Here is a 23,568-nt window from a genome sequence, read left to right on the forward strand (position 1 = left end):
TCAGTAACGCTCTTCGTCACGCATCTGGCGGATCACTTCACCGGCCGGGGTCCGGGCCATCGGCATCTGGGCGCGAAACTCGGCCAGCGACGGCAGGGGCTTGCGTTTCTTCGTACCTTCGGCAGTCAGGCGGGCCACCGCCTTGCCGCGCCGGGTGATCACCACTTCCTCGCCGGCCTCGACGCGATCGAGTATTTCGCTCAAGTGGCTCTTGGCTTCTGCGACGCTGATGTTGATGCTGTTGTCCACGAGCGATTTACCAGTTGGTCATCTCGATGGTCATCCTATCACGCCGCCTATAATTCGCCCCTCCAAAGAACACCCCCCGAAACAGATGATCTGGACCCCCTCAAGCTGGCAGTCCATGCCCGCCGTGCAGCAGCCGAACTACCCCGATGCGGGGGCACTGGAAGCCGCACTCGGCGAGCTGCGCCGCCTGCCGCCGCTGGTCACGTCCTGGGAAGTCGATGCGCTGAAATCGCGGCTGGCCGAGGCGCAAGCCGGCAAGCGTTTCGTGCTGCAGGGTGGCGACTGCGCAGAAAGCTTTGCCGACTGCGAATCCGGCCTGATCGCCAACCGGCTGAAGGTGCTGCTGCAGATGAGTCTGGTCATGGTCCACGGGCTGAAGATGCCGGTGGTGCGGGTCGGGCGCATCGCGGGCCAGTACGCCAAGCCGCGTTCGGCCGATGTCGAAACCAAGGATGGTCTGACCCTGCCGTGCTATCGCGGCGACACGGTCAATCGGCCGGAATTCACCTCCGACTCGCGCATCCCGAACCCGGCCTTGCTGCTCGAAGGCCACAAGCGTTCGGCGATGACCATCAACTTCGTCCGTGGCCTGATCGACGGCGGCTTTGCCGACCTGCATCACCCTGAATACTGGGATCTCGATTGGGTGCATCACGCCCCGCTTGCCGAGCAATACTCCAGGCGGGTCGAAGCGATCACCGAATCGGTGAAGTTCATGGAAACGCTGGCCGGCCAGCCGATCCACGATTTCAATCGCGTCGAGTTCTACACCTCGCATGAAGCGCTGCTGCTGGCTGCGGAAGCCGCACAGACCCGTCAGGTGCCACGCAAACCGGGCTGGTACAACCTGTCGACCCATCTGCCGTGGATCGGCCTGCGCACGGCGGCGGTCGATGGCGCGCACGTCGAGTACATGCGTGGCATCCGCAACCCGATTGCCGTGAAGCTCGGCGTGTCGATGAGCGCGGAGTGGGTGCAGGAGCTTTGCCGCCTGCTGAATCCGGACAAGGAACCGGGCCGCCTGAGCTTCATTCATCGTCTGGGCGCGGGCAAGGTGGAATCCGGGCTGCCGAAGATGATCGACGCGGTGCGCGCCGCGGGTCATGAAGTGCTGTGGCTCTGCGATCCGATGCACGGCAATACCCAGACCGCTGGCAACGGCCTCAAGACGCGCCGCTTCGACGACATCCTCAGCGAAGTCGAACAGTCGTTCGCGGTGCATGCGGCTTGCGGATCGCGGCTCGGCGGTGTGCATCTGGAGCTGACCGGCGAGGACGTCACCGAATGTCTCGGCGGTGCCCGCGATCTCACCGAAACCGACCTCGAACGCGCCTACCGATCGGCTGTCGATCCGCGCCTGAACTACGAACAGGCGCTGGAGTTGTCGCTGAAGATCGCGGCCCACGGTGGTCACAAGCCATAGCTTGGAAAAGCCGGGGCGCATCCCGCCGCGTTGCATGACCGAAGCCAGGAGCAGGGAAAGGATGCGCAAGAACTACGGCAAGCTCGCGGCACTCGCAGTCCTGATCATCCTGGCTGCGGCTGCCTTCTGGCTGACCCGCGAACGCCACGGCGATGAGGACTACGACTACGCTGCTGCGTTCGAATCGCTGGACCCGGCCAGCGGCGCGCCGTTGTTCCGCATTGCCGATGTCGCCGGCCACACGGAAGCCGAACTCGCCGTCGTCCTCGGCCCGCCCTGGGATTGCGAAAGCTCGCTGTACTCGCGCCGCTGCCGCTATGCGCCGGGCAGCACCGAAGTGGTGTTCATCGATGGCAAGGCCGACTGGCTGACGGTTCGCTCGCCGGGCGAAGTCGAATTCAATGCCAGCGCGCTGACCCGGATTGGTCTCACCGAGAAGAAGCCCGATCAGACCACCGCCGAGGAATTGATCTGGACGGGCCTCTCCGGCCTGCGTGAAGTGCGTGCCGTCAGCAATGGCGACGGCGTGCAGATGCTGCGCATCAAGGTGAAGTCATGAGCTTGCGGCGCGGTACGAGTGCGCTGATCGGCGCGCTGCTGTTGATCGCAAACGCTGCCACGGCCGATGAGCTGAAGCTGCTGCGGATCACGCCGGCTGGTGAGGATGTCGAAGCGGGCCAGCAGCAGATCGTGCTGGCCTTCGATCGCGCCGTGGTGCCGCTCGGTCGCATGGAGCGCAAGCCGGAAGAAGTGCCGGTGACGATCACGCCGGCGCTGCCCTGCGACTGGCGCTGGCTCGATACCACGACCCTGGCTTGCCAGTTGCCGGAAGAAGCGGCGCTGACGCCGGCCACGGCCTACACCGTCGAAGTGCGTCCGGAGCTGGTCGCCGACAGCGGCGCCAAGCTGCTGAAAGGCATGAGCCATCGCTTCATCACGGCGCGCCCAGCATTGCGTTACGGCAGCGTGGCCTCATGGCGCTCGCCGAGCTTGCCGGTGATCCGCGCGGTGTTCGATCAGCCGGTTACGGCGGCGTCGCTGCAAGCAGCGGCGAGTCTCGGTGGCGCGCCGGTGATCGTCGAAGCCGATCCGCAGGACGATGAAACGCCGTACTACGTGCCGGCGCTGCACGGCCTGCCGGCAGGCGAGGCGCGCCGGCAATGGCGTTTGCTGCCAGCGAAGCCACTACCGGCCGATCGCGATGGTGACCTGCAGGTCGGCCCGGGGCTGATATCGGCGTTCGGTACCGAGCGCGGCGTGGCCAGCGACAACGCCGCACCGTTCCATACCTTTGCCGACCTGCGCCTGCTCGGCCTGCAATGCGTGACGGCCGGCGGCCAGACCTTGCTGACCCGGCCCGGCGACAAGGCGCCGCTGTGCGATCCGCTGTCGAACGCAGCACTGGTGTTCACCGCACCGGTCGAAGCCGAAGGCAATGGCCGCAAACTGACGATCACGCCGGACCCGTCCGGCGGCCGCAAGGACTACGACCCTTGGGCAAACGCTTCGACCAGCTGGTACGCCGGCTCGAGCAACCGTGACAACAGCCGCTATCTGCTGCGCTTCCCGTTCACCTTGAAAGCCGATGCCGAGTACCGGATCAGCGGCGGCGAAGACATTCGCGATCTGTTCGATCGCAAGCTTCCGGGGCCGATCAGCCTCACGTTCCGCACGGCGCATCGCAGCCCGAATCTCAGCTTCTCGCATCCGCAGGCCGTGCTCGAAGCCGGCATCGATGCCGAAGTGCCGGCCGTGGTCACCAATCTCGACAGTGTCGAGATCGCCTACACGCGGACTACGGCGAGCGGTGTCGAACGCAATCTCAAGGCCAGCCGTCCGGTGGCTCAGGCGCGCGACATCGCCTTCGCGATGCCGCTCGATATCCGCAAGTTGCTCGATGGCCATTCCGGCGTCGTCGAAGGCTGGCTGACGACGAAACCTGCAACCGGCAAATACCCGCCCCAGCGTCCGGGCGAGCCGCTGTTCGCGCAGGTCACGCCCTGGCAGGTGCACGCCAAGTTCGGCCACTACAACACCCTGGTCTGGGTCACCGAATTCGCGACCGGCAAGCCGGTGGCCGGTGCCGCCGTCGATCTGTTCGTTGCCAAGCCGCCGGTGTGGCAACCGGAAGCAGCCAGTGATTCGACGACGGTGAAGACCGACACGGATGGCCTCGCAGAATTGCCCGGCGCCGCCAGTGTCGACCCGATGCTCAAGTACAGCGGCTGGAATGCGAAAGCGCCGCTGGCCGTGAGAGTGGTGCGCGATGGCGAAGTCGCCGTGCTGCCGCTCAACGATGGCTTCAGCGTCGATACCTATCGCGCCTCCGGCTACGAGGTCTATGCCTCGCGCCAGCAGCGCCATGGCCATCTGAAGAGCTGGGGCACGACAGCGCAGGGCGTCTATCGCGCCGGCGATACCGTGCAGTTCAAGCTGTACGTTCGCAACGAAGCCAACAAGGCGCTGGCGGCCGCCGAGCGCGGGCCGTACAAGCTGCGTGTGCTCGATCCGGCGGATCAGGTGGTGCACGAGCGCGATGGCCTGACCTTGTCCGATTTCGGAGCCGTCGACGGCGAGTTCGCGGTGCCCAAGCAGGGCAAGGTCGGCTGGTATCGCTTCGAACTCGAAGCGAGCTATACCGCTGCCGATCGCGAGCCGGACAGCGACGGCAAGCGGCATCCGGACACGCTGTATCCGATGCAGGTGCTGGTCTCCGATTTCACCCCGGCGCCGTTCAAGCTCGCTGCCGAGATCCACGCCAAGCGCGTGGCACCGGGCCAGCCATTCACCGCGTTGTTGCGCGCCAGCCTGCACAGCGGCGGCGGCTTCGGCGGCGCGCCGGCGACGATCAGCGCCAGAGTCGAAGCGGCGCCGTTCACCAGCAACGATCCAGCCGCCGAAGACTTCAGCTATTCGGCCGATGCCGGCGACGATCCCCGCGGCAGCCGCGGCATCTCGACCAAGCGGGCGACGACCAATGGCCAGGGCGAATTCAGCACCGAGCTGACTGCGCCCGAGAGTGACATCGCCTGGGGCACGGTGATGGTCGAAGCCAGCGTGCAGGATGATCGTGGCCGCACGATTGCCGCGGCCGCGTCGGCGCCTTATGCCGGCCGCGATCGCTTCATCGGCCTGCGCAGCAAGGACTGGCTGCTGAGCCAAGGCAAGGCGACCAGCATCGAAACCCTGGTCAGCGATGCCGATGGCAAGCCGGTGGCCGGCACGCCTCGCTATGTGCGCATCGAGCGTCGCGATTTATCGGTCGCCCGGGTCAAGGACATCGGCAACGCCTATGTCTCGCGCTACAGCGAGAAGTGGGTCGATGTCGCGATCTGCAAGGGCCGCTCGACTGCTGGTCCGCAGGCCTGCGCGTTCACGCCGGATGCCGGCGGCCAGTACCGCATTACCGCGATGGTCCGCGATACCCAGAACCGCCTGCATCGTTCCTCGCGCTGGATGTGGGCCATCGGCAGCAATCGCTTCGTCTGGCAGGAGAAGGACGACTACGGCCTGGAGCTGGCTGCCGATCGCAAGAGCTACAAGGTCGGCGACGTCGCGAAGATTCTGGTCAAGAACCCGTATCCGGGCGCGACCGCACTGATCACCACCGAGCGCTACGGCGTCATCGATCGCCGCACCCAGGTGCTCGAAGGTTCGACGCCGGTGATCGAGGTCAAGATCACGCCGGAGCATCTGCCGGGGTTCTATCTGTCGGTGGTCGTGCAGTCCCCGCGTGTGGCGAGCCCGCCACCGGATGGCGATGTCGACCTCGGCAAGCCGACCTTCCGGATGGGCTATCAGACGATCACCGTCGATGATCCCTACCGGCAGATCGATGTCGAGGTGACCGCCGACAAGGCCAGGTACCGGCCGCGCGAGACCGCGAAGCTCAAGCTCAGCGCGATCCCGAAAGCAGCGCTGGCCGATCCGAAGATGGAGCTGGCCGTCGCCGTCGTCGACGAAGCGGTGTACGACCTGATTCGCGATGGCGAAAGCTATTTCGACCCTTACCGCGGCTTCAACGGCCTGCAGAGTCTGGACCTCGCCAACTACAGCCTGCTGACCCGTCTCGTCGGTCGCCAGAAGTTCGAGAAGAAGGGCGCGACGCCGGGCGGCGATGGCGGCGCCGATCTGTCCCTGCGTTCGGTCGACCGATTCGTCGCCTACTGGAATCCGTCGCTGGTCACCGATGCTGCTGGCCACGCCAACTTCGACTTCGTGCTGCCGGACAATCTCACCGCCTGGAAAGTGATCGTGCTTGCGGTATCGCCGGGCGATCGTTTCGGCCTCGGTTCGGCCAAGCTGATCTCGACCAAGGACACCGAACTGCGGCCGGTGATGCCGAACCAGATCAGCAGCGGCGACACGTTCCGCGCCGGCTTCTCGGTGCTCAATCGTGCCGATGCGCCACGTACCTTGACGGTGACCATCGAAGCCTCGGGTGCGGCGACGGCGAACACCGAACAGACCGTGAAGCTCGCGGCCTTCGAGCGCCAGACAGTGTTTGTCGACATCGCCGCCGAAGTGGCCGGCAATGAACCGGGCGCCATCGCGTTCAAGGCGACAGCCGGCGACGCCAAGGACAAGGACGGCCTGAGCTTCAGCCTGCCGGTGAAGCCGCGCCGGCCGACGGTGACCGCCTCCGAGTTCGGCTTCCTCGATGACGGCAACGCCACGACACCGATCGAAGTGCCGGCCGGCAGTCTGCCCGGCGGCGAAGTCGCCGTGCGCTTCTCGCCGACCGTGCTCGGCAATCTCGACGGTGCCTTCCGCTATCTGCGCGACTACCCGTACCTGTGCTGGGAACAGCGCCTGACCAAGGGCGTGATGGCCGCGCAGTACGGCCGCCTGCAGCCCTGGCTTGACCCGGCATTCGTCTGGCCGGAAGCGTCGGGCATCACCACGCAGCTGTTCGCCGATGCTGCCGGCTTCCAGGCGAGCAACGGCGGAATGACCTACTGGGACGGCGACGAGTCGCACGTCAGCCCCTATCTGTCTGCCTACACCGCGCTGGCCTTCGAGTGGCTGCGCGCCGCCGGCTTGAAGCCGCCGCAAGCAGTGCAGACCAAGCTCGATGGCTATCTGCAGACGCTACTGCGCAAGAACGTCGCCGGCCAGTCCGCCGAAGCCTCGAGCACGGTGCGCGCCGTGGTGCTGGCGGCGCTGGCGCGACGCGGCAAGCTCGATGCGGCCGAGCTGGAACGTCATGCCCCGGCACTGCCGCGCATGGGTCTGTTCGGCCAGGCGATGCTGCTCGATGCGGCGCGGCGGGTCGATGGCGGGTCTGCCGTTGCGCGGACGGCGCTCGATCAGATTCTGGCCCGCGGTCAGCAAAGCGCCGGCACCTTCGTGCTGCGTGAAACCGAGGACAGCGCCTGGATTCCGCTGCTCGGCTCGCCGTTGCGCGCGAACTGCATGGCGCTGATGGCACTGGTCGGTGCCGACGACAAGCTGGTCGACGACGATCCTTCGTTGCGCGAACTGCCGGCCAAGCTGGTGCGCTCGATCAGCCAGTCCAGAGGTGGCCGCGATCACTGGGAGAACACGCAGGAGAACGTGTTCTGCGCCAGTGCGATGGAAGCCTATGCGCGGCGCTACGAATCGGCTGCGCCAGCGTTCACCCTGGAAGCGCTGCTTGATGGCCAGGCCTTCGCGAACGCGAAGTTCTCGACACCACGCGATGCCGCCGTTGCCGCCGCCAGGCCGATCAAGGCCGAAGACATCGGCAAGCGTCGCGAACTGGAAATTCGCCATGCGGGCGAGGGCCGTGGCTACTGGGCGGCGAACGTCCGCTATGTGCAGGCCGACGATCAGGCCAGTGCGGCAAATGCCGGCATCAGCCTGAAGCGCCATTACGCGGTGAAGCGCGATGGTCAATGGCAGGCACTGACGTCGCCGATGACCATTCACCGCGGCGAGCTGGTACGCATCGAACTGCTGCTGAACACGCCGGTGGCGCGCAGCTTCGTCGTCGTCGACGATCCGGTGCCGGGCGGCCTGGAGCCAGTCAATCCCGATCTCGCGGTCAGCAGCGGCCTCGACGCTGCCGAAGCCGAGCCGCCGGGCTCAGCGAGTCCGTATCCGTTCTATCACCGCGAACTGCGCTTCGAAGCAGCGCGCTGGTTCGCGGATGAAGTCGGGGCCGGCAGCCATCGTTTGTATTGGGTGGGCCAGGCTGTCGCAACCGGCGAGTTCGCCGTGCAGGCGCCACATGCCGAAGCGATGTACGACCCGGATATCTTCGGCAACGATGTGCCGGCGCGCTTGATCGTCGAGGAAGCGGCGGCGAAATAGGATCTGGTCTTTGGGTAGGGCGGGCCGCGCCCGCTGCATCCGCCCGATCAGATCAGATCAGATCAGATCAGCAGCAGGGCGGGCATGGCCCGCCCTGCTCGTTGCGGGCGCTTTTCAGGGCGATGGCGCCGGCCGACGCACGTCGATCCAGTCAAAACCATCGCGATTCGGCATCCGGACCTTGGGCAGGCTCTGCTCATCGAGCACGCCATCGGCCGCGATCAGGCCGGACAGATGCAGCAGATAGGCGGTGACCGCATAGGTCTCATCGCTGCTCAGCGAACCCGGCGCGGTCATCGGCATCGAGCGACGTGTGAAGTCCCACAAGGTGGTGGCGTAGGGCCAGTAGGTGTTGACGGCGGGATCAGGGTCCGGGCCGGTGAGCTTGCCGTCGCTGATCAGATGGCCGCCGCTGCCGCCACGGCCGGCGATGCCGTGGCAGGACGTGCACTGAGCGTCGTAGATCACCTTGCCGTCGCTGACGGTACCGCGGCCGATCGGCAAGCCGCGGCCATCGGGAAACACGCTGCGGGGCAGGGCGGCGACTTCGGCGGCGCTCAGCGGTTTGCCGAGGCCGGGCCCTGCAGCCTGTGCAGCCGTCGCGATCAACAGCAAGCTCGCCAGCAACAGCCGCTCAGGCGTAGACATGGCTCAGCTCCCCGTCCTCGCTGACCTGCCAGCTCACGATCGCGTTGTAGTGGAAGTAGCCGGCCCGACCACGCTGGGCGACGAGCGCTGTGCGTGTCGGTTGCACGGCGCCAGTTTCGTCGACGGCGCGGCTCTGCAAGGTTGCGGCAGCGCCGTCCCAGCGCCAGGGAATGCGGAAGCGGGTGAAGCTCATCGGCAGCACCGGGCCTTGCAGCGCGGCAGGCTTCCAGGTCTTGCCGGCATCGGCGGAAACTTCGACCTTCTTGACCTTGCCGCGCCCGCTCCAGGCCAGCCCGCGAATCTCGTACAAGCCCTTCTCGCTCAGCAGATGTCCGGGTGACGGCGAAGTGATCAGGGACTTCACGTCCATCACGAAGGTGAACTGCCGCGCCCGGCCATCGGGCTGCAGCTCGGTGTACCGGCTGGTCTCGTTGCGGCTCATCACCGGTTCGGTGGTCAGCTCGATGCGGCTCAGCCATTTGACGTTCAGCACGCCTTCCCAACCCGGCACGATCAGCCTCAGCGGATAGCCCTGCTCGGGCCGCAGACGCTCGCCGTTCTGGTACAGCGCCAGCAGGCAATCCTTGCGCGCCTTGGCCAGCGGCAGCGAGATGTTCATGCCGATCGCATCGCTGGCTTCGAGCACCAGCCAGCGCGCTGCGGGATCGACGCCGGCTTCATCGAGCACGATCGCCAGCGGTACACCGGTCCATTCGCTGTTCGAGGCCAGGCCGTGCAGATAGCCGGCGCGGGTTTGCAGCGGTTCCAGGTTCCAGCTCGAATTGCTGTTGCCGCCGCATTCGACGAAACCGATGCGCGAGCACTGCGGATAGCGTTTCAACGCGTCGATCGTGAAGCTCAGTGGCTGCTTGACCAAGCCGTGAACGCTGAGCCGATGCGCTTCACCATCGATCTGCGGCACGCCGTTGTGATGGCGCTCGAAGTGCAGGCCGCTCGGCGTGATGATGCCTTCGAGATCGTGCAGCGGCGTCCACGACACGCCATTGCCGGCCACGGCGCGATTGGCGCTGATCCAGCGGATCGTCGCTTTCTCCTGGGGCGACGGCTGGCCGTAGTTGCTGAATGGCTGGCCGGGTGTGCGGGTTGGATCGCTTGGTAGATCGGCTGCGAACGCGATCGACGGCGCCGCAGCAATGGCCGCGCTCCAGCGCAGGCCGCGACGCAGGAACAGGCGACGGTCGAGCAGGCCGCTCGCGGAAGTTTCGTCGCCTGCGCTCATCGTCTACTCCAACTGAAGTCGCCGTCTTCGCGGCGATGCGACACCTTAACCCGGCTACGATCAGTCACCCACCGGAACCCCGCGTTTGCTCAGACCCCGCCGCCGACTGCTGCTCCGCCTGTCCGCCGCCGTGCTGCTGTTGCTGATCGTGGCGACGGTCGCTTCGCAGCGCGCGCTGCCCGAGCATCTGCAGCCGGAGCTCGCCACTGCCGATCTGCGCCCCGTGCTCGATCGCAGCGGCGAGCCGCTGAGCGCGCACTACCAGCAACGCTGGAACACGGCGGATCGTCTGCCGCTCGAACAGGTGCCGGCGTTCCTGCGCACGGCGATGGTCGCCGCCGAGGATCGGCGCTTCTGGCAGCACGGCGGTATCGACTGGCGGGCTCGTGCTTCGGCTATTCGCCAGGGCATCGCTGCCGGTCATGCAGTACGCGGCGCCAGCACGATCAGCGAACAGGTGGTGCGCCTGCTGCACCCGCGGCCGCGCACCGTGTGGTCGCGCTGGGTCGAAGGCTTCGAGGCGATGCGGCTGGAAGCGCGCTTCAGCAAGAGCGACATCCTGGAGTTCTATCTCGATCAGATTCCCTACGGCGCGCAGCGGCGCGGCATCCGCCAGGCGGCGCGCCACTATTTCGGCCGCGAGCCGGCGACGCTCAGCAATGGAGAGATGCTGGCGCTGGCGGTGATGCCGCGCGCACCGAGCCGGCTCGATCCGCTGCGTGATACCTCGCGCCTCAAGGGGCCGATGAGCCGTGTCGCCGCGCGGATGCTCGATGACAGCCTGATCGACGCCGAACAGGCCGCGCAGCTGGCGATCCCGCCAGCGGCGCTCAGCGCCGAGGACGACAGCGTGCCGGCCGCGCACTTCATCGCCGAGCTGCGCCGCCGCCAACCACCGACCGGCGACGGCCCGCTGCGGTCCAGCCTCGATCGCGCGCTGCAGCGCCAGGGTCAGCAATTGCTCGATCAGCGGCTGCGTGATCTGGCCAAGGTCGGTGTTCGCCAGGGTGGTTTGTTGGTCGTCGATCTCGATGGCAACAAGGTGCGCGCCTGGAACGTCGGCAACCTCGATGCGGGGGATTCCGAAACCGGCATCGACACCGTGCAGACGCCGCGTCAGCCGGGCTCCGCGTTGAAGCCTTTCGTCTATGCGCTGGCGCTGGAATCGGGCTGGACCGCGGCCACGCCGATCGCCGATGACGGCCTGGCGGCGCATGTCGGCGATGGCCTGCATCCCTACCGCAACTATTCGCGGATCAGCTACGGCACGGTCACCGTCCGCGAAGCACTCGGCAATTCGCTGAACGTGCCGGCGGTGCGGGCGCTGCAGTTCGTCGGCGGCGAGCGCCTGCTGGCACTGCTGCGCACGCTCGGCATGCGCGGCCTGAGCCAGCATCCGGATGTCTATGGCGATGGCATCGCGCTCGGCAACGGCGAAGTGACGTTGGCGGAGCTGGTCGGCGCTTATGCGGCACTGGCGAATCAGGGCCGGGCACGGCCGCTGACCTTGTTCGAGGACGGCCTCGAAGCGCAGGCGTCGGTAGCGGCGCTGAGCCGCGACAGCGCTTCGATCATCACCGACATCCTGTCCGACCCGCGCGCGCGCCTGCTCGAATTCGGCGACGGCGGCCTGCTGCGCTTCCCGGTGCAGACTGCGGTCAAGACCGGCACCTCGAGCGATTACCGCGACGCCTGGTGCGTGGCCTATGACGGCCATCACGTGGTCGGTGCCTGGATGGGCGCGCTGGCCGGGCAGGCGATGGATGGCGTCACTGGTTCGATCGGCCCGGCGCTGCTGGTGCGCTCGATGTTCGGCTTGCTGAATCGCAACCAGCAATCGCGGCCCCAGACGCGGCTACTAGCGCGCAGCCCGAATCTGGAAGCCCACACGGTGCGCGGCCCGGATGGCGGCGAGCGGCTGGAATGGTTCGCGCCGGGCACTGCACCGGATTCGCCGGACGCTGTTGTCGCCTCGATCAGCGCCAGCGAAGCCGGCCCGCCACGCCTGCTGCAGCCCTTCGAAGGCTTAGCGATGGCGATCGATCCCAGAGTGCCGCCGGAACTTCAGGCCCTCGAATTCGAGCTGGCCGGCGTGCCGGACAAGCCCGAGGCAAACGCGGTGATCTGGATCGTCGATGAGGCCGAAGCCGCGAGAACGCCGGGTGGCCGCTGGCAATGGCCGTTGTCGCGTGGCGAGCACACGGCGAGCGCCAAGGCCGCCGATGGCCGCTGGCAGACGCCGACGGTGAGCTTTCGGGTGAAGTGACCTGAGAGTTTTTCCGTCATTCCCGCCCTCGCGGGCATGACAGAAACTGGAATGCGCTATAGAAACCGCATCGCGACGATCGCCACCAAGGTCGGCGGCAGCGCCGCCAGCAGCAGGCCGAGCGCGCCGATCGTCTCGTCCTTGAAGCGGACTTTCAGGATCGAGAAGCCGGCCGGGTTCGGCGCATTGGCGATCACCGTCAGGCCACCGCCCGTCACCGCGCCGGCCACCAGCATGTACTTGAACTCGTCGCTCAGGCCTTCTACCAGCGAGCCGAGATAAGTCAGCGCAGCGTTGTCGGTCAGCGCCGTCAGCGCGGTGGCGCCGAAGTAGACCGCGTCCGGGCTCATCGACAGCAGCACAGGCTGCAGCCACCACTGCTGCATGCCGCCGAGCACGACGAGCCCGGCGAGGAAGAACGCCACCAGCAGCGCTTCCGGCACGATCAGCCGGCCCTGATGGCGTTCATACGCCGTCGCGAAGCCGATGAAGAACAGCAGCAGGCCAAGGAACAGCGCCGGGTGATGCGCGAACATCACCACGCCGAGCAGGATCAGCGAGTTGACCAGCATGATCGGCAGCGGCACGGCGGCATTCTTGCCTTCGCTGTTGCTGGTGATCCCCGCCAGCTGCTTGCGGAACAGCGCGGTCACCGCGACGGCATTGATGGCCACCGCGATCGCCGCCTTCCAGCCGAAGTTGCTCATCATGAAAGCGATGTCCCAGTTCCACTTGCTGGCGACCATCAGCACCGGCGGCGCGGCAAACGGCGTCAACACACCGCCGATCGAGATGTTGACGAACAGCACACCGACCGTCGCGTACTTGAACCGGCTCGACAGACCATCGGCGTTCAGAAAGCGGTCGCGCAGCATCAGTGCCCCGAGGGTCATCGCGGCCGGCTCGGTGACGAATGAACCGAGCAGCGGCACCAGCGCCATGATCGTGAAATAGGTTGCGGTGCTCGTCGGCAGCGGCAGCAGTTTCGAGAAGCCTTTGACGAGCAGGCTGGCCAGATCGAGGATCGGCCGGCTGCCGGAAACGATCATCACCGCGAACACGAACAGCGGCTCGGTGAAGTTGCGCGAATCGACATAGGCCAGCGCGGCATCGCGGCCTTCAAGCGCGAACAGCAGGATCACCAGCACCATCGCCCAGAAGCCGAACACCACTTCGACCTCGCCGAGCAGATGAAAGATGCCCTCATGCCGCGGATAGCGATGGGCCAGACCTTCGAAGAACTTGGTCGAGAAGGTGTGGATTAGGGCAATGATGAAGATTGCGGCGGCCAGCGACTGGATCAGGGTCGGCGTCATGATCGAAGAGAGTCATCGGGGAAGGGATGGACCGTACCACGCGGGTTGTCGGCAATTGTCAGCCTGCGGTGAAGCCCAAACGAAAAAGCCCACGGCGAGGTGGGCTGGAGCGTTTTCAAGTTAAACGCACCTAGATGCACCTATATAACCCCGTCATGCCCGCGCAGGCGGGCATCCAGTTTTGACCGTAGCGCACCGCATCAGAACTGGATTCCCGCCTGCGCGGGAATGACGACTGAATGTAGGGATTTGAAGGAAAAAAGTCCTGACTCAAGAAGCGCTTCGAGATCAGAAGATCTTCGAAAACACCCAGTACAGCGAGCCTGCCAGCGTGATCGAAACCGGCAGGGTCAGCACCCAGGCCATCAGCAGATTGCGCACCGTCGACATCTGCAGGCCGGACTTGTTCGCCGTCATCGTGCCGGCAACGCCGGAGGACAGCACGTGCGTCGTCGAGACCGGCATGCCGAAGGCATCTGCGGCGCCGATGGTGGCCATCGCCACCAGTTCTGCCGAGGCGCCCTGCGCATAGGTGAGATGGCTCTTGCCGATCTTCTCGCCAACGGTCACCACGATGCGCTTCCAGCCGATCATCGTGCCCAGGCCCAGCGCGAAGGCCACCGCCACCTTCACCCAGGTGGGAATGAAGCGCGTCGCCTTGTCCAGCGAGGACTTGTAGCGGTCCAGCGTCTTCGCTTCATCGTCCGCGAAATTCAGGCTTGATTCCTTGCCGATGCGCTTCACCGCTTCGGCGGCGATGTACATGTCGTTGCGCATGTTGCGGGTCTTGTCGGCCGGCACTCGCGCCAGCGAACCGTATTCGCCGACTTGGCTATCGATGTCGGCGGCCAGTGCCGTCAGCGCCGGCACCGTCTGCGGCTCAAGGGTCTTGTTGGCGATGTAACGGGTCAGCGCGGTACGCGGATCGCCTTCGAACGCGGCCGCACTGCCATGCGCGCTCATCGTCTGGTTCATCGCCAGCGTGTTGCTGTGGAACTCGGCGACGTACTGCGCCGGCACCGCGCGGTTCAGTGCGTAGGCCGTCGGCACGACGCCGATCAGGATCAGCATGATCAGGCCCATGCCTTTCTGGCCATCGTTGGAGCCGTGCGCAAAGCTGACGCCGGTGCAGGTGAAGATCAGCAGGCCGCGAATCCACAGCGGCGGCGCCACGCCCGGCTTCGGTGCTTCATAGAGGGCCTTGTTGCGAACCAGCACCTTCAAGGCCAGGAACAGCAGCGCCGCCGCGGTGAAGCCGAGCAGCGGCGACAGCAGCAGGGCTTTGCCGATGTCGGTCGCCTTGCTCCAATCGACGCCGGCGGTGCCGCTGCGGCCGTGCATCAGCGCGTTGGCAATGCCGACGCCGATGATCGAACCGATCAAGGTGTGCGAACTGGAAGAAGGAATGCCGAGCGCCCAGGTGGCCAGGTTCCAGGCGATCGCCGCGAACAGCAGCGCGAACACCATCGCGAAACCGGCACCGGATCCGACCTGCAGGATCAGCTCGACCGGCAGCAGCGAAATGATCCCGAAGGCGACCGCACCGCTTGACAGCAGCACGCCGAGAAAATTGAAGAAGCCCGACCAGACCACCGCGACATTGGCCGGCATCGAGTTGGTGTAGATGACGGTGGCCACCGCGTTGGCCGTGTCATGAAAACCGTTGACGAACTCGAAGCCGAGCGCGATCAGCAGGGCGATGAACAGCAGGATGAACGGCAGATAGGTTGTCGCCTGGATGCCCGCTGCGCTGGCATCGACATAGACGCTGTACGCCACGTAGAGAATGGCCACGATGACCGACGCGGCAAAGCCGATCGTCCCCGCCACCCCGAGCCCCTGGTCCATGCGCGGTGCGCCGCTGCCAACCGGCCCGATCGTCGTTGTGCTCATCTTGTCCCCCAGTAGTTTCTCGCCCGAAGCTAGCAGCGGCTAATGACACATATGTGTCACGAGCCGCTTTCAGGAAATCGTTGTTGGGAGTTGTCTGGCCGTTTCCAGTTTTGGCCCACGGCTTTCTAGATCTTAGAGTTGCTGTCGAAAGCGAGCGCAGCAACATCGCGGATGCCAAGCTGGAGACCTTGAAGATGACGGCTCGCGACTTGTTGGCACTAAACGACGGAAAGCTCGACCAAGCCGTTTTGAGCGGGCACTTGATGGAGATTTGCAATGACAGACAAGACCAAGCCGAAAGCACGTAGCCGAATCCTGGAGACCGTCCATGCCACGGCTTCAGATCTTCACGCGGCGGGTTTGATCTATGCGCGGCGGATGCGCGAGTTCGACGCCCTTTCCCTGCCACCAGTGCCGACCTATACGCCGGCCAACATCAAGTCCATCCGATCGAAGCACAACCTCAGTCAGGCAGTAATGGCAGCGGCGCTGAACGCTAGCTTGTCAACGGTTCGGCAGTGGGAGATCGGGCACAAGAAGCCGAGCGGTCCGGCTGCTAAGCTCCTGAGTGTGTTGGACCGAAAGGGGCTGGACGCGTTGATCTGATCACGCGCTGCCGTTAAACCTAAAAAAGCGAATAGCAAGGGCGGCGAACTGCGCTGATCCGTCCTCGCCAGGGAATGAGGCGATGCCGACTGAGAAGCTGACGCTGGAACTTGCGGTTGCCGGATATGGCCGTGTCGCTGCTCAGAAGCTGAACAACCCGGTCGCCAACGGCCAGCCCGAAGACCAGCTTCGTGCGCCGTTCGAACAACTGCTGCGCGACCTGGGCAGGCTTTGCGCCATTCCGCCGGACAAGCTGGCGGCGGTCGGCGAATCCTCGATTTCCGATCTGAAGACCCGGCCGGACTACGCGGTGACGGTCCACGGCGCGCTGGTCGGTTTCGTTGAACTGAAGGCACCGGGCAAGGGTGCCGACCCACGTCGGTTCAAGGATCCGCATGACAAGGCTCAATGGCAAAAGCTGTCCAGCCTGCCGAACCTGATGTATAGCGATGGCAATGCTTTCAGCCTCTGGCGGAACGGCGAGCTGCAAGGGGCGATCGTCAAGCTGGATGGCGATGTTGAGATCTCCGGCGATCAGCTCATGCCCGGTTCCGGCCTGCTTGCCCTGTTCGAGGACTTCCTGCACTGGTCGCCACAGCCGCCGCGCAGCGCGAAGGAACTGGCCGGCGTTGCCGCGCGCCTGTGTCGCCTGCTGCGGGACGAGGTGGTCGAGCAGCTCGAACGCAAGTCCGAGGCGCTGACCGGCTTGGCCGCCGACTGGCGCAAGCTGCTATTCCCGGATGCCAGCGACGAACGCTTTGCCGACGGCTACGCCCAGGCGGTGACGTTCGGCCTGCTGATGGCGCGAGCTCAGGGCATTTCCCTGAAGGAAGGCTTCGGCCCCGTCGCCGATGCGCTCGGCACCAAGCACTCGCTGATTGGTGCGGCGCTGCACCTGCTGACCGACAACACCTCGAATCAAGCTGTGCTCAAGACCGCGCTCGCGACCTTGCGGCGTGTGCTCGATGTGGTCGACTGGCAGAAGCTGTCGAAAGGCAACGCCGACAAGTGGCTGTATTTCTACGAAGACTTCCTCGATGTCTATGACCGGGAGCTTCGCAAGGAAACGGGCAGCTACTACACGCCGCCGGAAGTCGTGAATGCCCAGGTGCGCTGGGTTGACGAACTGCTGCGCAGCCCTGCGTATGCGCTGTCGGCGGGGCTGTCGGCGCCGACGGTGACCCTGGTCGATCCGGCGACCGGCACCGGCACCTATCTGCTGGGTGTCCTGCGCAGGATTGCCGGACAAGTGGCCGCCGAGCAGGGCGAGGGCGCCGTGCCGGCCGCGATCCAGGCCGCTGTGCCACGACTGGTCGGTTTCGAGATGCAGTTGGGGCCGTACGCCGTGGCCCAACTCCGGCTGCTGGCCGAAGTGGTCGAGCTGACCGGTGCGGTGCCGAAGCAGCCGTTGTCGGTGTTCGTCACCGACACGCTGGCCAGCCCGCACGACACCGCCGAGCACATCTTCCAGTCGCTCAAGCCGCTGGCTGATCAGCGGCGGGCGGCCAACAAGGTCAAGCGCGAGACGCCGGTGACCGTGGTACTCGGCAATCCGCCCTACAAGGAAAAGGCCAAGGGTCTCGGTGGCTGGGTCGAAGACGGCGACGCCAGCCTCAATGAGGCCGCGCCGCTCGACGACTGGCAAGCTCCGAAGGAATGGAAGGCCGGTGCGCACGCCAAGCACCTGCGCAACCTGTACGTCTATTTCTGGCGCTGGGCGAGCTGGAAAGTCTGGGATCAGGGGCCGGGCGACAAGACCGGCATCGTCTGTTTCATCACCGTGGCCGGCTTCTTGAACGGCCCCGGTTTCCAGCAGATGCGCGCCTGGCTGCGGCAGCGCTGCAATGCGCTCTGGGTGGTCGACTGCTCGCCGGAAGGGCATCAGCCGGACGTGTCGTCGCGCATCTTCCAGGGAGTGCAGCAGCCGGTCTGCATCGTGCTGGCCTCGCGATCCAGCAAGGCGAAGACCCCGGCTGATCCCTTGGCCCGCGTCCAGTATCGCGCGCTGCCGGCCGCGCACCGCAAGCAGAAGTTTGAAGCGCTGGATGCGATTCGGCTGGATGACGACGGCTGGCGCGACTGCCCGGACGAATTACGTGCGCCCTTCCTGCCGACGTCTGGTGGTGCATGGGCAGAGTTTCCGAGATTGGAAGACCTCTTCAGCTGGAATGGGTCTGGATCGCAGCCCGGTAGGACCTGGGTTATCGCCTCAGACAGCTCCAGTTTGGTTGCCCGATGGGCGGCGTTGAAGGCAGCACAGCCTGACGCGATGAAAATCTTTTTTCGACAGACCTCAATAAACGGGCTGCCGGTCGATCGCCATATCGACTGGAAAACTACCAAATCCCTGGGGAAGCAGCCCATTCGTCCATTGTCCATTGCGTCAGACACCGAGGGCTGTCTGCAACCAATTCGATATGCATTCAGGTCTTTTGATCGGCAGTGGATCATCCCGGACGTCCGGCTCATAAACAGACCAAATCCGGCGCTTTGGGATTTGCACTCCGACAAACAAATCTTTGTTACCGCACTTAGTCGCTCCAATCCGAGCTCTGGTCCTGCCATTACGATTACGGCGCTAATCCCGGACTACGATCATTACAAGGGTTCATTCGGCGGCCGAGTTTTTCCGCTCTGGACCGACGTCGCAGCCACCCAACCCAACGTCCTGCCGTCCTTGCTCGCCGCGTTGTCGACGCGCTACGGCCTGCCGGTTTCCGCCGAGGATGTCGTCGCCTGGATCGCCGCCATTGCTGCGCATCCCGGTTACATCGAGCGCTTCCGTGAAGACCTCTCGACGCCGGGCCTGCGCATCCCGTTCACCGCCGATGCCGCGCGCTTCCGCGAAGGCGTGGCGCTCGGCCGTCGCGTGATCTGGTTGCACACCTTTGGCGAGCGGATGGCGGACCCGGCGGCCGATCGGCCGGCCGGCGCCCCGCGCCTGCCGGCCAGCGAGCGGCCGCTGATTCCGAAGGGCGGGGCGATTCCCGACAACGACCTTCCGGAGACAATCGATTACGACCCGGCGTTGCGTCGGCTGAAGATCGGCGGTGGCTATATCGAGCCGGTAGCGCCAGAGGTCTGGGCTTACGAGGTGTCCGGCAAGTCCGTACTGACCCAGTGGTTCAGCTACCGAAAGCGCGACCGCAGTCGGCCCCAGATCGGCGACAAGCGTCCGCCGTCGCCGCTGGGCCTGATCCAGCCGGATGGCTGGCTGGCCGAGTACACGAGCGAGCTGCTCGACGTGATCAACGTGCTAGGCCTGCTCGTGCAGATCGAACCGATGCAGGCGACGCTCCTCCATGCCGTGTGCGGCGGCCCGCTGATCGCGGAGTCGGAACTGCTGGCGGCTGGAGCACTGAGGCTGGACACCTCGGCACCGCCACGTCCAACGCCGAAGGTCGCCGCAAAGGCCGCGATGCCCATCGACGATCTGTTTGGCGGCTGATCGCACCGCCTGCGTCCGCTACAAAAAAAGCCCCGTGCAGTCATGCTGCACGGGGCTCGTCGTTCGATGGTGGCTAGAGGCGGGATCGAACCGCCGACCTCAGCATTATGAGTGCCGCGCTCTAACCATCTGAGCTACCTAGCCACGCGAGGCGCGGATTGTAGGGGGTTCGAGGGGCCGCGACAATGATTTTTCGGCATTTTTCAGCCGCGGGGCGCTCAGCTTGTCGTCGGCATCAGGTCTTTCAGGGTTCGCCAGCCGCCGTCGATCGACCAGACCTGGGTGTAGCCCATCTTCTGCAGGTTGTCGGCGGCGAGTGCAGAGCGGAAGCCGCCGCCGCAGTACAGATAGAGCGGCTCGGCCTTGTCCGGGTGGCGGGCTTCGATGTCGCGTTCGATCACGCCCTTGCCGAGCCATTCGGCGTTGCTGACGTGGCCGGCGGCGTATTCGCTTTCTTCGCGGACGTCGATGAGCTTCGCGGCCGGATTCGCGGCTAGCGTGGCGGCGAGGTCACGGGCATGGATTTCCTTGATGCGGGTTTTTGCGTCGTCGACCAGCGCCAGGAAGGCGGGCGGGTGCGTGTCAGCCATGATCTTCTCCAGACAATGAACCCAGACAATGAAGCAGCAGCGGGTTAGATTACCGGGCCGAGGCCTGCGGGCCCAATAAGAACCATCAAATACAGGCACGTGCGATGAGTCGACCAGCAATCTTCATTACCGGTGCCGCTGCGGGAATCGGTCGTGCCACGGCCGAGTTGTATGCGGCCAAGGGCTGGTTCGTCGGTCTGTACGACCTTGCCGGTGATGCCGTCGCCGCCTTGCATACGCAACTGGGTGCCGACCACGCAATTGCCGAAGCGTTGGACGTGACCGATGCCGCCGCCGTGGCCGCCGCGCTGGAACGTTTCTTCGCCCGCAGTGGCCGGCTCGATGTGATGTTCAGCTGCGCCGGCATCCTGACCACCGGTGACTTCGCGGACATTCCGATCGCCCGCCATCACCTGATCGTCGATGTGAATCTGAAGGGCGTCATCAACGGCGCACATGCGGCCTTGCCGTATCTGCGGCAGACGCGGGGCGCCTGCCTGATCAACATGGCTTCGGCCTCGGCGATCCACGGCGCGCCGGGCTTCGCGAGCTACGGTGCAACCAAGTTCGCGGTGAAGGGTCTGACCGAAGCTTTGAGCATCGAGTGGGCGCAGTACGGGATCCGCGTGATGGACCTGCTGCCGCTGTTCGTCGCGACGCCGATGGTCCATGACGTGGCTGCGCCGCCGAAGTCGATCACCCGGATGGGCGTGAACCTTACGGCCGAAGACATTGCCGCCAAGGTCTGGCAGGTGTCGCAGTCGAAGCGTCTGGCGCATACCCATTGGTATCCCGGCCTGCAGACGAAAGGGCTGGCGCTGGCCAACAAGTTGTTGCCGGCTTTCCTCAATCGCTACACGACCAAACTGGTCAGCGGCTACTGACGGGATGACGATGTCCAGACTTCGATTCGCCGCAGTTCTTCTCGGCCTCATCAGCAGCCCGATCAGTGGTCCGGTTGGGGCTCAGGGCGGCTCGCCGGCCGTCGACGCCACCGTGCAGGCAAATCAGGCGGCGAAAGCGGCGCAGGCGCGCATCGATGCGCTCGATGACCAGACTCGCACCATGCTCGAACGCTATCGCGCGGCGATCTGGCAGGCGCAGCAGCTGAAGGTCTACGTCGAGCAGATCGAACCACTGCTGGCGACTCAGGAAGCGGAGCGCGCAGCGCTGGCCGCACAAGCTCGCGATCTCGCCACCAATACCCGCGATCTGACGCCGCTGCTGCTGAAGATGATCGACAGCCTGGACAAGTTCATCGCCCTTGATCTGCCGTTCCTGCAGGCCGAGCGCCGCGACCGCATCGCCTCCTTGAAGCAGCTGATGACCGATCCGGCGGTGACTCAGGCCGAGAAATATCGCCGGGTCGTCGAGGCCTATCGCATCGAAGGCGACTACGGCCGCGTGTTCGGTGCGGAGCGCATGGAGCTCAGCGAAGGCAGCGACAAGAAGCTGATCGACGTGCTCCGTGTGGGTCGCACCGCGCTGTACGGCCTGACCTTGGATGGCCGTGAAGCGCTGCACTGGGACCCGGCGAAGAAGCAATGGATCGGCCTGCCGGAGCAGCATCGCGGCGAAATCCGCGAAGCGCTGCGCATCGCCCGTGAAACGGCGGCACCGCTGGTTGTGAAGCTGCCCGTCCCGGCGCCGCGAGTGGCTGCTGCCGGAGCGCAGCCATGAGCCGCATGAGCGCGCTTTTCGTTGCGCTGCTGTTCGGCAGCTTGGGTATCGCCCACGCCCAGCAACCCGCCGGCATCGACGATCTGCTGAAGTCGATCCGCGAATCGAGTGCCCAGAACGCCAAGATCAATCAGGAGCGCGAAGCGCGTTTCCTGCGCAACAAGGCCGATCAGCAGGCGCAGCTCGCTCAGGCCGAAGCCGAACTGCGCATCGCCGAAGGCAAGGCTGCGGCGGTGCGCAGCCGCTATGAAGGCGCGCAGAAAGCAATCACTGATTACAAGGCGCAGCTGACGGCCAGCAGTGGCGATCTCGGTCAGGTCTACGCGGCAGTGCGCGAAGCGGCGGCGCAGTTCCGGGCAGCGGCGGCGGATTCGTATGTCACCGCGCAGTTCCCGGAGCGGCTGAAAGTGCTCGATCAGCTGGCTGATCCGAACCGCTTGCCGAGCAATCAGCAGCTCGAGGATTTCTGGTTTCTGCTGATGCAGGAGATCAGCGAGAACGGCAAGGTCGTGCGCTTTCCGGCGGAGGTCACGGCGATCGATGGCCTGACGACCCGGCAGACGGTGACTCGGATCGGTGCCTTCGGCGCGATTCACGACGGCAAGTATCTGGTCGCCCAGCCCGGCGGCGCCCTGGTGACGCCGCAGCGTTCCGAGCAGTCCAGCAGCCTTGCGCATGCCTTGGAGGAAGCCAAGGCCGAGGACGGCTGGCTGCCGGTGGCGATCGATCCGACGCGCGGCAATCTGCTGCGGCTCGCGGCTCTCCGGCCGGACGTGATCGAGCGCATCCATCAAGGCGGCCCGGTGGGCTACGTGATCATCGTGCTGGGTCTGGTTGGCGTCGGCCTGGCGTTGTATCAGCTCTGGTATCTGGCGATCGTCGGTGGCCGCATGAGCCGTCAGCTTGGCAACCTCGAAGCACCGCAGCCGGACAACCCGCTTGGCCGAGTCCTCGCCTGCCTGAAGGACGATGACCGCGCCCATGATCCGGAAGTGCTGGAAACCCGCGTCTCCGAAGCGGTGCTCAGAGAACTGCCGCGCATCGAGCGCTTCCAGAGCTTTCTGAGCATGGTCGTTGCGGCGGGGCCGCTGCTCGGCCTGGTCGGCACCGTCACCGGCATGATCATCACGTTCCAGGTGATCACCGAAGTCGGCGCCGGCGATCCCAAGGTGATGGCTGGCGGCATCTCGCAGGCGATGATCGCGACCGTGCTGGGTCTGTTGATCGCGATCCCGATCCTGTTCATCAACAGCGTGCTTGGCGCACGTTCGCGAGTGCTGGTGCAGGTGCTCGACGAACAGGCCGCTGGCTTGCTGGCGCGCCGTCTCGAAGCGCGTGCCCCTGGCGCTTCAGGTGCCGTGCCATGAACGAGATGCTGCATCTGGTCTACGAACTGCCGCGCGATTCCTGGGAGGATTTCCTGCGCCTCGGCGGCTGGGTGGTGCAAGTGATCCTGGTCGCCTCGCTGGCGATGTGGCTGCTGATCCTCGAGCGCTACTGGTATCTGAAGCGCATCCATCCGTCGCGGCTTGCCGAGAAGAAAGCCGAGTGGACCGGCCGCCGCGAACGTCGCTCATGGACTGCGCAGCGGATTCGCGAGCAGTTGCTGTCCGAGCTGAAGATCGGCATGAGCGCGACCCTGCCGCTGATCAAGGTCATGGTGCCGCTGGCGCCGCTGCTGGGCCTGCTCGGCACCGTCGCCGGAATGCTCGAAGTGTTCGATGCGATGACCGCGGCCGGTCAGGCCGATGTCCGCGCGATGGCCTACGGCGTGTCGCACGCAATGGTCGCGACCTTGGCCGGCTTGATCGTCAGCCTGCTCGGCCTGTTCTTCTCGGTGCGGCTCGCCGCACGGGTGCGTTGGGAAACCGATCGCCTGCCTGACCGGTTCATTACGGAATGAACAACTAGGCTC

Annotated in this window: 17 protein-coding genes and 1 tRNA gene; 10 read left to right on the forward strand and 8 right to left on the reverse strand. The window is 65.3% G+C overall.

The window, feature by feature from the left end:
* Positions 1–249, reverse strand: coding sequence for a type II toxin-antitoxin system Phd/YefM family antitoxin (locus G513_RS0104380; protein ID WP_022975606.1), 249 nt, complete (start codon positions 247–249; stop codon positions 1–3).
* Between the two features lie 85 nt (positions 250–334).
* Between G513_RS0104380 and G513_RS0104385 the strand changes: the two genes are divergently transcribed.
* The 3 genes from G513_RS0104385 to G513_RS0104395 all read left to right on the forward strand — a co-directional run bounded on the left by G513_RS0104385 (position 335) and on the right by G513_RS0104395 (position 7,966).
* A complete protein-coding gene (locus tag G513_RS0104385) occupies positions 335–1,672 on the forward strand; it encodes a class II 3-deoxy-7-phosphoheptulonate synthase (protein WP_022975607.1) in 1,338 nt (445 codons plus the stop codon).
* Between the two features lie 61 nt (positions 1,673–1,733).
* Positions 1,734–2,231 carry a hypothetical protein gene (locus G513_RS0104390; RefSeq protein ID WP_022975608.1) on the forward strand — a complete coding sequence of 166 codons (498 nt, stop codon included), beginning with the start codon at positions 1,734–1,736 and terminating at the stop codon, positions 2,229–2,231.
* Positions 2,228–7,966 (forward strand): alpha-2-macroglobulin family protein, encoded by a 5,739-nt coding sequence (locus G513_RS0104395; RefSeq protein ID WP_022975609.1) that lies wholly within the window; start codon positions 2,228–2,230, stop codon positions 7,964–7,966. Before G513_RS0104390 ends, G513_RS0104395 begins: the two co-directional genes overlap by 4 nt.
* A 114-nt stretch (positions 7,967–8,080) precedes the next feature.
* Here the strand turns inward: G513_RS0104395 and G513_RS0104400 are convergent, their stop codons facing one another.
* Positions 8,081–8,614, reverse strand: a complete 534-nt coding sequence (locus G513_RS0104400) for a c-type cytochrome (protein WP_022975610.1) — start codon at positions 8,612–8,614, stop codon at positions 8,081–8,083.
* Positions 8,601–9,854 (reverse strand): sulfite dehydrogenase, encoded by a 1,254-nt coding sequence (gene soxC, locus G513_RS0104405; RefSeq protein ID WP_022975611.1) that lies wholly within the window; start codon positions 9,852–9,854, stop codon positions 8,601–8,603. Before soxC ends, G513_RS0104400 begins: the two co-directional genes overlap by 14 nt.
* 85 nt (positions 9,855–9,939) lie before the next feature.
* On the opposite strand from soxC, the gene G513_RS21330 reads away from it, so the two are divergent.
* A complete protein-coding gene (locus tag G513_RS21330; RefSeq protein ID WP_022975612.1) occupies positions 9,940–12,120 on the forward strand; it encodes a transglycosylase domain-containing protein in 2,181 nt (726 codons plus the stop codon).
* 56 nt (positions 12,121–12,176) lie between these two features.
* Here the strand turns inward: G513_RS21330 and G513_RS0104415 are convergent, their stop codons facing one another.
* Together G513_RS0104415 and G513_RS0104420 are read right to left on the reverse strand one after the other, a co-directional pair.
* Positions 12,177–13,436, reverse strand: a complete 1,260-nt coding sequence (locus G513_RS0104415; protein WP_022975613.1) for a putative Na+/H+ antiporter — start codon at positions 13,434–13,436, stop codon at positions 12,177–12,179.
* Positions 13,437–13,724: 288 nt separating this feature from the next.
* On the reverse strand, positions 13,725–15,329 hold the full coding sequence (locus tag G513_RS0104420) for an inorganic phosphate transporter (RefSeq protein ID WP_022975614.1): 1,605 nt from the start codon (positions 15,327–15,329) through the stop codon (positions 13,725–13,727).
* Positions 15,330–15,605: 276 nt separating this feature from the next.
* Between G513_RS0104420 and G513_RS0104430 the strand changes: the two genes are divergently transcribed.
* A complete protein-coding gene (locus G513_RS0104430) occupies positions 15,606–15,935 on the forward strand; it encodes a helix-turn-helix domain-containing protein (protein ID WP_022975616.1) in 330 nt (109 codons plus the stop codon).
* A gap of 19 nt (positions 15,936–15,954) precedes the next feature.
* Here G513_RS0104430 and G513_RS26055 read toward each other — a convergent pair whose 3' ends face one another.
* Complete coding sequence (locus G513_RS26055; RefSeq protein WP_211219599.1) at positions 15,955–16,521, reverse strand: hypothetical protein; 567 nt, start codon at positions 16,519–16,521, stop codon at positions 15,955–15,957.
* A 78-nt stretch (positions 16,522–16,599) separates the two neighbouring features.
* On the opposite strand from G513_RS26055, the gene G513_RS21340 reads away from it, so the two are divergent.
* Positions 16,600–19,383: a type ISP restriction/modification enzyme gene (locus tag G513_RS21340; RefSeq protein ID WP_211219600.1), complete on the forward strand. Its 2,784-nt coding sequence runs from the start codon at positions 16,600–16,602 to the stop codon at positions 19,381–19,383.
* A gap of 67 nt (positions 19,384–19,450) precedes the next feature.
* Here G513_RS21340 and G513_RS0104440 read toward each other — a convergent pair.
* Positions 19,451–19,527, reverse strand: a tRNA-Met gene (locus tag G513_RS0104440).
* 74 nt (positions 19,528–19,601) lie between these two features.
* Positions 19,602–19,973 (reverse strand): rhodanese-like domain-containing protein, encoded by a 372-nt coding sequence (locus G513_RS0104445; protein ID WP_022975618.1) that lies wholly within the window; start codon positions 19,971–19,973, stop codon positions 19,602–19,604.
* 104 nt (positions 19,974–20,077) lie between these two features.
* Between G513_RS0104445 and G513_RS0104450 the strand changes: the two genes are divergently transcribed.
* From G513_RS0104450 to G513_RS0104465, 4 genes are read left to right on the forward strand one after another with little or no spacing between them, the layout of a single operon-like run.
* Complete coding sequence (locus G513_RS0104450) at positions 20,078–20,857, forward strand: SDR family oxidoreductase (protein ID WP_022975619.1); 780 nt, start codon at positions 20,078–20,080, stop codon at positions 20,855–20,857.
* Positions 20,858–20,867: 10 nt separating this feature from the next.
* On the forward strand, positions 20,868–21,653 hold the full coding sequence (locus tag G513_RS0104455; RefSeq protein ID WP_033417300.1) for a DUF3450 domain-containing protein: 786 nt from the start codon (positions 20,868–20,870) through the stop codon (positions 21,651–21,653).
* Positions 21,650–23,020, forward strand: a complete 1,371-nt coding sequence (locus G513_RS0104460) for a MotA/TolQ/ExbB proton channel family protein (RefSeq protein ID WP_022975621.1) — start codon at positions 21,650–21,652, stop codon at positions 23,018–23,020. Before G513_RS0104455 ends, G513_RS0104460 begins: the two co-directional genes overlap by 4 nt.
* The gene (locus G513_RS0104465; RefSeq protein WP_022975622.1) at positions 23,017–23,556 is read left to right on the forward strand and encodes a MotA/TolQ/ExbB proton channel family protein; all 540 of its coding nucleotides are present in this window, start codon (positions 23,017–23,019) and stop codon (positions 23,554–23,556) included. Before G513_RS0104460 ends, G513_RS0104465 begins: the two co-directional genes overlap by 4 nt.
* The last annotated feature ends 12 nt before the right edge of the window (positions 23,557–23,568 follow it).

Source organism: Nevskia ramosa DSM 11499, assembly GCF_000420645.1.
In the GTDB taxonomy this organism is placed as follows: domain Bacteria; phylum Pseudomonadota; class Gammaproteobacteria; order Nevskiales; family Nevskiaceae; genus Nevskia; species Nevskia ramosa.

Coding starts and splice junctions, on each gene's coding strand:
- G513_RS0104455 (WP_033417300.1), top strand. CDS start 20,868: ATGTCCAGACTTCGATTCGCCGCAGTTCTTCTCGGCCTCATCAGCAGC.
- G513_RS0104465 (WP_022975622.1), top strand. CDS start 23,017: ATGAACGAGATGCTGCATCTGGTCTACGAACTGCCGCGCGATTCCTGG.
- G513_RS0104395 (WP_022975609.1), top strand. CDS start 2,228: ATGAGCTTGCGGCGCGGTACGAGTGCGCTGATCGGCGCGCTGCTGTTG.
- G513_RS0104430 (WP_022975616.1), top strand. CDS start 15,606: ATGACAGACAAGACCAAGCCGAAAGCACGTAGCCGAATCCTGGAGACC.
- G513_RS0104400 (WP_022975610.1), bottom strand. CDS start 8,614: ATGTCTACGCCTGAGCGGCTGTTGCTGGCGAGCTTGCTGTTGATCGCG.
- G513_RS0104445 (WP_022975618.1), bottom strand. CDS start 19,973: ATGGCTGACACGCACCCGCCCGCCTTCCTGGCGCTGGTCGACGACGCA.
- G513_RS0104415 (WP_022975613.1), bottom strand. CDS start 13,436: ATGACGCCGACCCTGATCCAGTCGCTGGCCGCCGCAATCTTCATCATT.
- G513_RS0104450 (WP_022975619.1), top strand. CDS start 20,078: ATGAGTCGACCAGCAATCTTCATTACCGGTGCCGCTGCGGGAATCGGT.
- G513_RS0104460 (WP_022975621.1), top strand. CDS start 21,650: ATGAGCCGCATGAGCGCGCTTTTCGTTGCGCTGCTGTTCGGCAGCTTG.
- soxC (WP_022975611.1), bottom strand. CDS start 9,854: ATGAGCGCAGGCGACGAAACTTCCGCGAGCGGCCTGCTCGACCGTCGC.
- G513_RS0104385 (WP_022975607.1), top strand. CDS start 335: ATGATCTGGACCCCCTCAAGCTGGCAGTCCATGCCCGCCGTGCAGCAG.
- G513_RS0104390 (WP_022975608.1), top strand. CDS start 1,734: ATGCGCAAGAACTACGGCAAGCTCGCGGCACTCGCAGTCCTGATCATC.
- G513_RS0104420 (WP_022975614.1), bottom strand. CDS start 15,329: ATGAGCACAACGACGATCGGGCCGGTTGGCAGCGGCGCACCGCGCATG.